This is a genomic window from Paenibacillus radicibacter, from assembly GCF_024721995.1.
In the GTDB taxonomy this organism is placed as follows: Bacteria; Bacillota; Bacilli; order Paenibacillales; family NBRC-103111; genus Paenibacillus_AM; species Paenibacillus_AM radicibacter.
This window is the reverse complement of the sequence record NZ_JANQBC010000002.1, coordinates 83,094-96,288: the sequence shown is the minus strand read 5'-3', so window position 1 is coordinate 96,288 and position 13,195 is coordinate 83,094. Positions and strand designations below refer to the sequence as shown.

The following is a 13,195-nucleotide window of genomic DNA, read 5'->3' as shown; positions in this document are numbered from 1 at the left end:
AGTGAGAGCCGCGATGAAAGCAGAGATTATTGCTGTAGGAACGGAGCTATTACTCGGGCAGATTGTAAATACGAATGCCCAGTATTTGTCTCAAGGATTGGCAGAACTCGGAATCGACGTATATTTTCAAACGGTTGTCGGTGATAATGAGGCGCGGGTGATGGAGGCATTTAGGCTTGCTTCCACCCGTGCTGACCTCGTCATTTGTACGGGCGGAATTGGGCCGACACAAGATGATCTTACCAAAGATGTTCTAGGCAAATTTGTAGGTCGTGAGCTGGAAATGCACGAAGCTTCGATGACTAAAATTACAGAGATGTTCGCTTCACGCGGCATACATATGGTTGAAAGCAATAAACGCCAAGCGCTGATGTTAGCAGGGAGTGATCCTTTGCTCAATGAGAATGGCTTGGCAGTAGGCAATTGTTTGACTAATGGCGATACACATTATGTCGTGCTTCCGGGACCTCCACGTGAGATGAAGCCGATGTTCGCGAATCATGCAGTTCCTTGGCTGCGCGGTGTGATGGGTGATGTGGTGCCCTTACAATCTCGAATGCTGAAGTTTACAGGCATTGGGGAGTCGGCGCTGGAAGATCGATTAATTGACCTAATTGAACAACAGACTGATCCCACGATTGCGCCCTATGCAAAAGAAGGGGAGGTTGCAATTCGCTTGACGACGCGAGCATGGACACAAGAAGATGCAAATGTCAAGTTTCATTCTGTTGAAGCTGAAATACGTAACCGCCTAAGTGATCATCTGTATGCGGATCAAAATATTACATTAGAAGAAGCTGTGCTTGCCCTGCTAGAGCAGCAGAATAAGACGTTTACAGCCGCTGAGAGTTGTTCCGGAGGTTTGCTTGGGGAAATGGTTACAGCCATCCCTGGGAGCTCTAAGACGTTTAAGGGCGGTGTCATCTGTTATACGAATGAACTGAAGCATAAGCTAGTTGGTGTTCCGATGAATTTACTCGAAGGATCAGATGCTCCAGGTGCGGTGTCTGCTGAAGTAGCTGAAAGTTTAGCGGCAGGTATGAAAGCTGTGACTGGTAGTGACTTTGCTATTTCAATCACAGGTGTTGCGGGTCCATCGGAATCCGAAGGAAAGCCTGTCGGACTGGTTTATGTAGGGATTGCAGATGATCAAGGCGGTGTACAGTCTGTAAAGCTTAAGCTTATTGGCAATCGAGACGGGATTCGTTTACGTGCTGTGAAAAGTGCGATGTATCAATTGTGGAAACGGCTTGCTAATAAGTAATGGATTGTATTTATTTGGAAAACAAGCTATAATAACATTACCGTTAACGGAGGAACCGTAGCAAAGTTTAACTTTGTTACGGTTTTTTTATTCTAGAATAAAAAACGAATGTATGTTCGAAAAAACACTTGGCAAGACGTTAAAAAGAAGTTATCATGTATATATAAACGAAACGAAGGAAGTGACTATTTTGGCAGATCGTAGCGCTGCATTAGAATCGGCATTGCGCCAGATTGAGAAGCAATTCGGTAAGGGCTCCATCATGAGACTTGGAGAATCTGCACATTCACAAATCGAAACTATTCCAAGTGGTTCTCTTGCACTTGATATCGCATTAGGTGTTGGTGGATTCCCACGCGGAAGAATTATTGAAATATATGGACCTGAATCATCAGGTAAAACAACAGTAGCTTTACACGCGATTGCAGAAGTGCAACGTCGTGGTGGACAAGCAGCATTCATCGATGCGGAGCACGCGCTTGATCCTGTGTATGCAAGCAAGCTAGGTATCAATATTGATGACCTACTACTTTCCCAACCGGATACAGGGGAACAAGCACTTGAGATCGCTGAAGCACTCGTACGCAGTGGTGCAGTCGATATCATCGTTGTGGACTCTGTAGCTGCACTCGTTCCGAAGGCAGAGATTGAAGGCGACATGGGGGATTCCCACGTAGGTTTGCAAGCTCGTTTGATGTCTCAAGCGCTTCGTAAGCTTTCGGGTGCGATTAATAAATCCAATGTTATTGCAATCTTCATTAATCAACTTCGTGAGAAGATTGGTGTGATGTTCGGTAACCCAGAGACGACTCCTGGTGGTCGTGCACTCAAGTTCTATTCTACGATTCGTATCGATATTCGTCGTGTAGAAGCGATTAAGCAAGGTAATGACTTGGTAGGTAACCGCACACGTATTAAAGTTGTGAAGAATAAGGTTGCGCCTCCATTTAAGCAGGCTGATGTGGACATCATGTACGGTGAAGGGATTTCCAAAGAAGGTAGCTTGATCGATATTGCAACTGAGATGGATATCGTGAATAAGAGTGGTGCGTGGTACTCATACAACAATGAGCGACTTGGTCAAGGTCGTGAGAACGCGAAGCAATACTTGAAAGATCATAAGGATATTGCTGATGTGATAGAGAAGAGAATTCGTGAGAACAGCAGCTTAAACGCTGCTCCAACAAATTCAAAGTTGGATCAAGATGAGGACGAAGATCTTGATTTGGAGTTTGAAGAATAAATTGTAGCATCGACAAGCACCTTTTCTTTATGAAAAGGTGCTTTCGTTATTAGATATAGCATTAAATTTGAATCATATGGAAATGGAGTACGATGGATGGAATGGACAAGTACTGATCAACAATCAACCATTACGAAGGTGGAACTGCAGAAGAAAAATAAACATCGATTCAATATTTATTTGAACGAAGAGTTTGCCTTCGCTATACATGAAGATATCATGATCAAGCATCATCTTTTCAAAGGAACCATTATTGATGCAGCAAGAATGATAGATATTATGCAGGAAGAAGAGCAGCACAGTGCGTATTTAGCTGGAGTCTTGTACCTAGGCCGGGGGCCGCGTTCAGAGAAGGAAGTAAGGCGCAAGCTGAAAGAAAAGGGTTATGAAGGTGAATGTTCAGATAAAGCGATTGATAGGCTGAAAGAGCATCGCTATATTGATGACAATGCGTTCGCAAAGCAATGGGCAGACCATCGTGTCAATTTTGGTCGAAAAGGAAGAAACTTCGTTCGACAAGAACTAGCAGCGAAAGGGCTAGGGAAAAATGAGATTGCTGGGGCGATGGAGAGTATTGACGAGGATGATGAATACGAAGGTGCACTAGCACTAGGAGCTAAGAAATGGCGCAGTGCAAGCGGTGAATATATCGATAAAAAGCGCAAGACAATGGGTTATTTGCTGCGACGAGGCTATGTGCAGGGCGTTGTGAATCGAGTCATCAGAGAGGTCTCACAGCAAACCCTTGAGGAATCTGGATTCGATGATTAATGACTCTGTCAACTTCCCTTGACAAGCTTCTTCGACAAAAGCTAAAATGAAAGTGTATATTTTATTAATCAAATTCATAGCTGTTTATGATTTTGGTGATCTAAAGGTAAGAAACGCCAATTTTTACCTTTAGGAGAGAACAAGCAAAAGTGCACAGCAATCATATTGGGTGCATTTTAATGATTTTTAACAAAAACAATTGAAAACCGTATTTAAAGACCTAAGGTCCCAAGCGAATACCTTGGAGAAACCAACGAGGAGGTGTACATGATGGACATTACTGTAATCTTGTGGATCGCGATTCCCGTTGTTGGCGTAATTGGCTGTGGGATTGGTTATTTTATCCGTAAGTCTATTGCAGAAGCGAAAATTTCTAGTGCTGAGCATGCTGCTGTACAAATTAAAGAAGTTGCTCTAAGAGAAGCAGAAGCACTTAAGAAAGAAACGGTTGTAGAAGCTAAAGATGAAGTTCATAAGCTCCGTACCGAAGCTGAAAAGGACATTCGTGAGCGTCGAAATGAAATTCAACGTCAAGAAAGACGAATGTTGCAAAAAGAAGAATCTTTGGATAAAAAATTAGAATCTCTTGAGCGTAAAGAAGAACAAGTTGCCAACAAAGAAAAGCGAATCGAAGAAACGCAGTCGCAAATTGATGAGCTTTACCGGACACAAGTGACTGAATTGGAACGTATTTCCAGTTTAACGATGGACGATGCTAAACATATTATTTTGACAAAAGTAGAGCAAGAAGTTCGTCATGAAGCCGCTCAATTGATTAAAGAAATTGAAACGCAGGCGAAAGAAGAAGGCGATAAGAAAGCTAGAGAAGTCATTACGATGGCGATCCAGCGCTGTGCTGCAGATCATGTTGCCGAGACGACAGTGTCTGTTGTGACATTGCCGAATGAAGAAATGAAGGGTCGTATTATTGGTCGTGAAGGCCGTAATATCCGTGCACTTGAAACATTAACAGGGATCGATCTGATTATTGACGATACGCCAGAAGCAGTAATCCTATCTGGCTTTGACCCAATCAGACGTGAAATTGCAAGAAATGCACTCGAGAAATTGGTTGCGGATGGTCGTATTCATCCTGCTCGCATTGAAGAGATGGTGGAGAAATCACGCAAAGAAGTTGATGAGCGTATCCGTGAATACGGAGAGCAAGCAACATTTGAAGTTGGCGTACATGGTTTACATCCGGACCTCATCAAAATTTTAGGTCGTCTAAAGTTCAGAACAAGTTATGGACAAAACGTGCTGAAGCACTCCATGGAAGTAGCTTACTTATCTGGCTTGATGGCTGGGGAGCTCGGAGAGGACGTAACTTTGGCGAAACGTGCTGGGCTTCTGCATGATATCGGAAAAGCGCTTGATCACGAAGTGGAAGGTTCACACGTTGAAATCGGCGTTGAGATTGGTAAGAAATACAAGGAACATCCTGTCGTTGTTAACGCAATCGCATCCCACCATGGTGATGTGGAGGCAACATCGGTTATCGCAATGTTGGTTGGAGCGGCAGATGCATTGTCTGCAGCAAGACCAGGCGCTCGCCGTGAAACGCTTGAAACGTACATCAAGCGTCTGGAGAAGCTCGAAGATATCTCTGAATCATTCGATGGAGTTGAGAAATCATACGCAATTCAAGCAGGTCGTGAAGTGCGTGTCATGGTTCACCCAGAGAAGATTGATGATACGGAAGCTTTCCGCTTAGCTCGTGATATAACGAAGAAGATCGAGGAAGAACTCGATTATCCGGGTCACATTAAAGTGACGGTTATTCGCGAAACGCGTGCGGTTGAATACGCAAAATAAATGATTTAAACTAGAAAAGTGGCTAAATGCCACTTTTCATTTTTTTTGAGCGAACATGTAGGGGTGAATGGTTATTAAAGTTGTATTTATTGGAGATATAGTAGGTTCAGTGGGACGTAAGGCACTCAAAGCTGTCGTTCCGAGTTTGAAAGATCGTTACCCGAATGCGGTGTTTATTGCCAATGGTGAGAATGCAGCTGCAGGTCGTGGGATAACGGCTGCTATTGCACGTGATTTCTATTCGATGGGCATTCAAGCAATAACGATGGGAAATCATACTTGGGATCAGAAAGAAATTTTTGAGTTTATTGATGATGAAGAGCGAATGATTCGTCCTGCGAATTTCCCTCCAGGGACGCCAGGACGTGGATATACGAAGATCAAGACAAGAGTAGGCGACATTCTGCTAATCAATTTACAAGGTAGAACGTTCTTGCCTCCAATTGATTGTCCGTTCCGTAAGGTGGATGAAATTCTGGAAGATGAAAAAGGCCAATACAAATTTGCATTTGTTGATTTCCATGCAGAAGCAACTTCTGAGAAAATTGCAATGGGTTGGCACTTAGATGGTCGTGCTTCAGCGGTTGTAGGGACACATACGCACGTGCAGACGAACGATAACCGTATTTTGCCGCAAGGAACAGGTTATGTAACAGATGTTGGGATGGTTGGACCGCGTGATGGTATTCTAGGAATGGAGCGTAATGCAGTGTTGTATAAATTCGAGACACAGCTACCTGTTCGCTTTGTTGTTGATGAAGGCAAATGGCATTTCCATGCTGTTGTATTTGACTTTAATGATGTGACGGGTGCGTGTGAGTCCTCCCAATTGATTCGTTATGATGAGGATGAATTTATTTTCGCGTAGAAGATGGAATGATTGTGCCTTCCGAGGAATAAGTTTTGATAATGGAGTTTATTCCTATTCGGGGAGGTCCTTTTCCATGGAGGTATTAAAAGTTTCAGCAAAATCCAATCCAAACTCTGTTGCAGGTGCATTAGCTGGCGTGTTGCGAGAGCGAGGAGCAGCTGAATTACAAGCGATTGGCGCTGGGGCACTTAACCAAGCAATTAAAGCTGTAGCGATTGCTAGAGGATTCGTGGCGCCTAGTGGTGTTGATTTAATCTGTGTACCGGCTTTTACAGATATTGTGATCGATGGGGAAGATCGGACGGCTATTAAACTGATTGTGGAACCACGTTAAACAAACAAGTCTTTATGATAAAGAGCATGTCTAATAAACCGTAATTTGGTGTATGATGTTAATAAGCCCAGAATAGGGCTTTTCTTTTTGTATTTTACTCATGAGAGGATGGATACATATGATTATTGATGGTCATTGTGATGCAATACTTAAACTTTTCTTAGATCCCAAAACACGATTTGATAGTGATAGAGTCAAGATGCAAGCAAGCGCACCTTTATTGGCAGAAGGGGATGTGAAGCTGCAGCTATTTGCGATATTTATTGATGATGAGATGCCGAATCACAAGTTCCACCACATGTTGCAATATATCGATCTCTTCTACGAACAGGTGGCAAGTCACCCTGAATTTCATGTTGTACGTAGCGGGCAGGATTTAGCTGCTGTGATGGCGAGTAGTAAGAGAGGGGCACTACTTACAATTGAAGGCGCGGACACGTTAATGGGTGATCCTATGCTGTTACGCACGGTATATCGATTAGGTGTACGAGCAATCGGTCTAACTTGGAATTATGCCAACTGGGCGGCAGATGGAGCGAATGAACCACGTAAGGGTGGACTTACACTTTTAGGTAGACAGTTTGTAAAGGAATGCAACCAACTGGGCATGATGATTGATGTATCACATTTATCGGAGAAGGCATTCTGGGATGTTGCAGAGGCGTCGACGAAACCGTTCTTTGCTTCGCATTCAAATGCGATTCAAATTTGTCAGCACCAGCGGAATTTAACGAATGATCAAATTCAGGAGCTTATCCGTATAGATGGTATCATGGGACTTAATTTTGTACCGTATTTTGTGACGAATGAGAAGACGGTCTCTATTAAAGATATTTTGAAACATATTGATCATGTTTGCGCTCTAGGTGGTGTGAATCATATCGGTTTCGGTGCAGACTTCGATGGGATCACTCAATTTATTCCGGGGCTATTGAATGCAGGTGATTACCAGAATTTGGCGGAAGAACTCTACAAAAGGTATCAAAAAGAGGAAGTAGAAGGCTTTTTACATAAAAACTGGATGCGTTATTTACATAAAAATCTACCAAAGGATAGGAATTGAAACGATCTCGAAATTAGATCATTTCAATCTAAAAACTCTATCTAATAAGATGGTTGAAAATGCTTGCATTTTCCATGTGGAAGCACTAAAATTCAGTTGAAACATGTTCTTAATATTTTAATAACTAAATTAAATCTAGTTTTTGAAGTTTTCTGTCATGTCAATCAAACATAGCTGCTTTTTTAAAAGGAGAGGACGTAAGGTGATTAGTCAGTTGTCTTGGAAGATCGGTGGTCAGCAAGGTGAGGGTGTAGAAAGTACAGATCGTATTTTTTCAACGTCACTTAATAGACTGGGGTATTACTTGTATGGATACCGTCATTTCTCATCGCGTATTAAGGGGGGCCATACAAACAACAAGATTCGGATTTCCACTAAACCGATTCGTTCGATTTCTGATGACTTAAATATTCTAGTAGCGTTTGACCAAGAAACAATCGATTTGAATGCACATGAGCTTTGTGCAGGCGGCGTTGTAATTGCAGATGCGAAATTTAATCCAACATTGCCGGAAGGCGTTAATGCTAGATTGTTCCCAGTGCCAATTACAGCAATTGCTGAAGAGCTAGGAACTTCCCTATTTAAAAACATGGCTGCTTCTGGTGCATCATGGGCACTTCTTGGATTGCCTCTTGAAGTATTCAACAAAGCGGTTGAAGAAGAGTACGGCCGTAAAGGTGCAGCTGTAATCGAGAAAAATATCGAAGCTGTTCGCAAAGGTGCAGAATTCGTACTAGAATTAGCTGGTGGTCCACTAGAAGAGTTCCGTTTGGAGCCTGCTGATGGTGAGCAAAAGCTATTCATTATCGGTAATGATGCTATCGGACTTGGTGCTGTAGCAGCGGGATGTCGCTTCATGCCAGCATACCCAATTACACCAGCGTCTGAAATTATGGAATATTTGATCAAAGCTCTACCTAAATTTAATGGTACAGTGATTCAAACAGAAGATGAGATCGCAGCTGTAACAATGGCAATCGGCGCTAACTACGGTGGTGTACGTGCAATGACAGCTTCAGCAGGTCCTGGTCTATCTCTAATGATGGAAGCTATCGGTCTTGCAGGTATGACGGAAACTCCGCTAGTAATTGTAGATACGCAGCGTGGTGGTCCAAGTACAGGTCTTCCAACAAAACAAGAGCAATCCGATATCAACGCTATGATCAATGGTACACATGGTGAGATTCCAAAGATCGTTCTTGCGCCTAGTACGATTGAAGAATGTTTCTATGATATGATCGAAGCATTTAACTTGGCTGAGAAGTTCCAATGCCCAGTTATCGTCGTAACAGACTTGCAGCTTTCTTTGGGTAAACAATCTTCAGAATTGCTTGATTACAACAAAATTGTAATTGATCGTGGAGCACTTATTACTGAAGCACCCGCGAATGAAGAGAACAAGCTGTTCAAACGTTATGAGTTCACAGAAGATGGTATCTCTCCACGTGTAATTCCAGGCATGAAGAACGGTATCCACCACGTGACAGGCGTTGAGCATGATCAAGAGGGTCGTCCTTCTGAGAGCACTGTTAACCGTCAGAAGATGATGGATAAGCGTATGGAGAAGATGAAGCATGTGAAGGTAAATAACCCGATCCTTGTGGACGCTCCACACGAGAAGCCAGAACTTCTTATCATTGGTATGGGTTCCACAGGTGGTACAATTGACGAAGCAAGAGGTCGTCTAACAGCTGATGGTATTACAACTAACCATGCAACAGTACGTTTGCTTCACCCGTTCCCTGCAGAAGAATTGAAACCTTATCTAGACGCAGCACAAACCGTTGTTGTTGTCGAAAATAACGCGACAGGTCAACTTGCTAACTTAATCAAGTTAAACGCAGGTTATGCAGATAAAATTAAGAATGTTTTGAAATATAATGGTAATCCATTCTTACCATCCGATATTCACCAAGCTTGTAAGGAGTTGAAGTAATTATGGCAACTTTAAAAGACTTCCGTAATAATGTAAAACCGAACTGGTGCCCAGGTTGTGGAGATTTCTCCGTTCAAGCGGCAATTCAAAGAGCAGCAGCAAACGTAGGTTTAGAGCCTGAAGGTCTTGCAGTTGTATCTGGTATTGGTTGCTCTGGTCGTATCTCTGGTTATATTAATGCATATGGTCTTCACGGTGTGCACGGTCGTTCATTGCCAATCGCACAAGGTCTGAAAATGGCTAACCGCGAGCTTACTGTAATTGCTTCTGGTGGAGATGGTGATGGTTTTGCAATCGGTATGGGTCATACGGTTCATGCGATTCGTCGTAACATCGATATGACGTACATCGTAATGGATAACCAAATTTACGGTTTGACAAAAGGTCAACCTTCTCCGCGTAGTGCGGAAGGGTTCAAGACGAAAGGTGCTCCAGCAGGTACGATCGAGCAAGCATTAGCTCCGCTTGAAATGGCACTTGCTGCAGGTGCAACGTTCGTAGCACAATCGTTCTCATCCAACCTCAAGCAGCTTACAGCTGTAATTGAAGAAGGTATGAAACATAAAGGGTTCTCTATGATCAACGTATTCAGCCCATGCGTAACGTTCAACAAAGTGAACACTTACGACTGGTTCAAAGAGAACGTTGTTGATCTAGAAAGTATTCCTGATTATGATTCTAGCAACCGTGCAATGGCGATGTCCAAGTTGATGGAAACTAACGGTATGCTTACAGGTATTATCTATCAAAACAAAGAGCGTGCTAGCTATGATGCTTCCGTTCCGAACTTCAAGGAAGAAGGACTTGCGAAGCAAGACCTTAAAATTTCCGAAGCTGACTTCCAAAAACTCGTTGCTGAGTTCGTATAAAGTATGGCACAGAAGTGTGTGGATCATTCCACACGCTTTTTGTGTTTAATGAGCTTTGGTTTACTTTAGATGTAAATTTGTTTAGAATAGAAAAGGAGGTAAGACTCCATACTTGAATTATTCGATTATACAAAGATAAGGATGGGACAACTATGACTACAACTAAACAAGTACCTGTTGGTATCTCTGCACGACACCTTCACCTTTCCCAAGCACACATTGATCAATTGTTTGGACAAGGCTATCAACTAACTCCAATGAAAGATCTTTCTCAACCGGGTCAATACGCGGCACAAGAAACTGTAGCTGTTGTTGGACCAAAAGGTTCTTTTGATAAAGTAAGAATTCTAGGACCAGCTCGTAAAGAGTCTCAGCTTGAAATTGCGATGACAGACACGATGAAAGTAGGCGTTCAAGCGCCTGTTCGTGAATCTGGTAAAATCGAAGGCACACCTGGAATTAAACTAGTAGGTCCAGCTGGTGAAGTTGAAATGGACAAAGGTGTAATCGTGGCAGCTCGTCACATTCACTTCCACACAAGCGATGCTGAAAAATGGGGCATTAAAGACCAACAAATCTTGAAAGTACGTTTGAACGGTCTTCGTCCACTCGTATTTGAAGATGTGATCGCACGTGTATCTGATCAATTCGCACTTGATATGCATATCGATACAGATGAAGGCAATGCTGCTGGAGTAAGAACTGGCGATATGGCTGAAATTATCGGTTAATAAGTGGATAAATGAATAAGACGGGTTGGCTGGATCGTGTTAGTAGTTACTACTGACATGTCCATGCTGATCCGTTCTTTTTTATGCCACAATATTATCTGATTTCTTTTGAAAACGAGCCTAATCAGATGGTATAATGATAGTTATGAGTACGTTCTGAAGTGACAAAGGAGGAATGGTGCGTGTCTCAAAAGCCAAAGTCCGATAAGGATTTTTCTAAATATTTTCAACCACCTTCTCTAACGGATGCGAAGAAACGTGGGAAAGAAGATATTAAGGTTCATTATGACTTTGAGATTCCAGATGTGGATAAAGAGATAGGCATAGGCAAGCATTACTTAATTCAAACGTATGGATGTCAAATGAATGAGCATGATACGGAAACGATGAAAGGTATGCTCGAAGCAATGGGCTACCGAAGCACGGAAGATCGTAAAGAAGCGGATGTGATCTTGCTTAATACGTGCGCAATTCGTGAGAATGCGGAAGACAAAGTGTTCGGTGAGCTTGGACATTTGAAGACACTTAAATTGCAGAAGCCAGGATTAATTCTAGGTGTATGTGGTTGCATGTCTCAAGAAGAATCCGTTGTTAATCGTATATTGCAGAAGCATTCGTTTGTAGACATTATTTTTGGTACACATAATATTCATCGCTTGCCGTCTTTACTGAAAGAAGCGTATTTCTCCAAGGAAATGGTCGTTGAAGTATGGTCCAAAGAAGGCGACATTGTGGAGAATATGCCGAAGAAGCGTGAAGGCATGCGTGCATGGGTGAATATCATGTATGGATGTGATAAGTTCTGTACATACTGCATCGTGCCATATACACGTGGTAAAGAACGCAGTCGTAGACCTGAAGATGTACTTGCAGAGGTACGTGACCTGGCGCGTCTTGGGTTTAAAGAGATCACTTTGCTTGGTCAGAATGTGAACGCATATGGTAAAGACTTTGAAGATATTGAATATTTGTTCGGAGATCTGATGGATGATATTCGCAAAATTGATGTGCCGCGCGTACGTTTCATGACGTCGCACCCACGTGATTTTGACGATCATCTGATTGAAGTGTTGGGCAAGAGGGGCAACTTGATGGAGCATATTCATCTACCCGTCCAATCCGGCAGCACGGAGATCTTAAAGAAGATGAGCCGTAAATATACACGCGAGCGTTACTTAGAGCTTGTGTCCAAGATTAAGGCAGTTATCCCGGATGTGGTGTTAAGCACGGACATTATTGTAGGATTCCCAGGTGAGACGGACGAACAGTTCGAAGAGACGATGAGTCTTGTACAAGAAGTTGGATTCGACTTCGCTTTTACATTCATCTATTCACCGCGTGAAGGAACACCTGCAGCAGCTATGGAAGATAATGTTTCAGTTGAAGTGAAGAAGGCTCGATTACAGCGTTTGAACGAAGTGATTGCAGCATTTAGTAGAGATAGTAATGAAGCATTAATTGGGCAAGTTATGGAAGTTCTTGTTGAAGGTGAGAGCAAGAATGATGTTAACGTACTGTCTGCGCGGACACGAACGAACAAGCTTATCCATTTTACAGGCAGTAGAGAGTTAGTTGGTAAGATTGTATATTTACAAGTTACGGATGCGAAGACTTGGTTCTTAAGAGGAGAATTAGTCGAAGCACCGCTTCAAAAAACGGTATAATTGATGGATGAACAGGGAGAGTGTTTAGTAATGGCTAGAAAAATTGAGATGTCTTCGTGTAAAACAATTGAAACGTTCACGGTTACAGAGAGTATTGTTCGTGAGGATATTCTGGTAAAAGCAAGAGAGCTTGCTGATCTGATTACAACTTCACAAGAAGTGAAGTTCTTCCAACAAGCGGAAAAACAAATTTCTACGAATGAAGGAATCCAAACGCTAATCTCGGCAATTAAGAAAAAGCAAAAAGAAATCGTAGCATTCGAGACGTTCCAAAACGTATCGATGGTTGAGAAAATTGAAGGCGAAATTGATAGCCTTCAAGATGAATTGGATAGTATTCCACTTGTAAGTGAATTCCAACAGTCCCAACAAGATATTAATTTCTTACTACAGCTTGTTATTAATGTGATTCGTGATTCGATTTCCGATAAGATTGATGTTGAATCTGGTGAAGCAACACCACCAACTAATTGCGGTGAATAATCGTTTGACAGTTTGTGGGGATTCCAGTATGATTAAGTACGTAAATGAAAATCAAACATAATTTACCATTAAAGCGAAGCACGCTTAAACCTACCTAACAGGGGTTTATGCGTGCTTTTTTGTTTCTTTTTTTATAAGCAGAGAGGGGAAT

At 42.4% G+C, this 13,195-nt stretch carries 12 protein-coding genes; all 12 read left to right on the top strand.

The features are described from left to right. Positions 1-13: 13 nt before the first annotated feature. The 12 genes from NV379_RS05560 to NV379_RS05505 all read left to right on the top strand — a co-directional run bounded on the left by NV379_RS05560 (position 14) and on the right by NV379_RS05505 (position 13,044). Entirely contained in the window at positions 14-1,264 is a 1,251-nt protein-coding gene (locus tag NV379_RS05560; RefSeq protein ID WP_258206299.1) for a competence/damage-inducible protein A, read from the top strand. 190 nt (positions 1,265-1,454) lie between these two features. Next, complete coding sequence (gene recA / locus NV379_RS05555; protein WP_308860251.1) at positions 1,455-2,507, top strand: recombinase RecA; 1,053 nt, start codon at positions 1,455-1,457, stop codon at positions 2,505-2,507. A 96-nt stretch (positions 2,508-2,603) separates the two neighbouring features. Beyond that, the gene (locus NV379_RS05550) at positions 2,604-3,278 is read left to right on the top strand and encodes a regulatory protein RecX (protein ID WP_258206297.1); all 675 of its coding nucleotides are present in this window, start codon (positions 2,604-2,606) and stop codon (positions 3,276-3,278) included. 270 nt (positions 3,279-3,548) lie between these two features. After that, positions 3,549-5,093, top strand: coding sequence for a ribonuclease Y (gene rny / locus NV379_RS05545; RefSeq protein ID WP_258206296.1), 1,545 nt, complete (start codon positions 3,549-3,551; stop codon positions 5,091-5,093). Between the two features lie 73 nt (positions 5,094-5,166). Further along, positions 5,167-5,961 carry a TIGR00282 family metallophosphoesterase gene (locus NV379_RS05540; RefSeq protein WP_258206710.1) on the top strand — a complete coding sequence of 265 codons (795 nt, stop codon included), beginning with the start codon at positions 5,167-5,169 and terminating at the stop codon, positions 5,959-5,961. 76 nt (positions 5,962-6,037) lie between these two features. Further along, complete coding sequence (locus NV379_RS05535; protein ID WP_005550495.1) at positions 6,038-6,298, top strand: stage V sporulation protein S; 261 nt, start codon at positions 6,038-6,040, stop codon at positions 6,296-6,298. A gap of 100 nt (positions 6,299-6,398) precedes the next feature. After that, entirely contained in the window at positions 6,399-7,361 is a 963-nt protein-coding gene (locus tag NV379_RS05530) for a dipeptidase (RefSeq protein WP_308860249.1), read from the top strand. Positions 7,362-7,563: 202 nt separating this feature from the next. Continuing rightward, positions 7,564-9,297 carry a 2-oxoacid:acceptor oxidoreductase subunit alpha gene (locus tag NV379_RS05525; RefSeq protein ID WP_258206294.1) on the top strand — a complete coding sequence of 578 codons (1,734 nt, stop codon included), beginning with the start codon at positions 7,564-7,566 and terminating at the stop codon, positions 9,295-9,297. Positions 9,298-9,299: 2 nt separating this feature from the next. Then, on the top strand, positions 9,300-10,166 hold the full coding sequence (locus NV379_RS05520; RefSeq protein ID WP_258206293.1) for a 2-oxoacid:ferredoxin oxidoreductase subunit beta: 867 nt from the start codon (positions 9,300-9,302) through the stop codon (positions 10,164-10,166). A 152-nt stretch (positions 10,167-10,318) separates the two neighbouring features. Then, positions 10,319-10,897: a phosphate propanoyltransferase gene (gene pduL / locus NV379_RS05515; protein WP_258206292.1), complete on the top strand. Its 579-nt coding sequence runs from the start codon at positions 10,319-10,321 to the stop codon at positions 10,895-10,897. A gap of 182 nt (positions 10,898-11,079) precedes the next feature. Continuing rightward, positions 11,080-12,561: a tRNA (N6-isopentenyl adenosine(37)-C2)-methylthiotransferase MiaB gene (gene miaB / locus NV379_RS05510; protein WP_258206291.1), complete on the top strand. Its 1,482-nt coding sequence runs from the start codon at positions 11,080-11,082 to the stop codon at positions 12,559-12,561. 30 nt (positions 12,562-12,591) lie between these two features. Beyond that, on the top strand, positions 12,592-13,044 hold the full coding sequence (locus tag NV379_RS05505; protein WP_258206290.1) for a YlbF/YmcA family competence regulator: 453 nt from the start codon (positions 12,592-12,594) through the stop codon (positions 13,042-13,044). Positions 13,045-13,195: the final 151 nt, after the last annotated feature.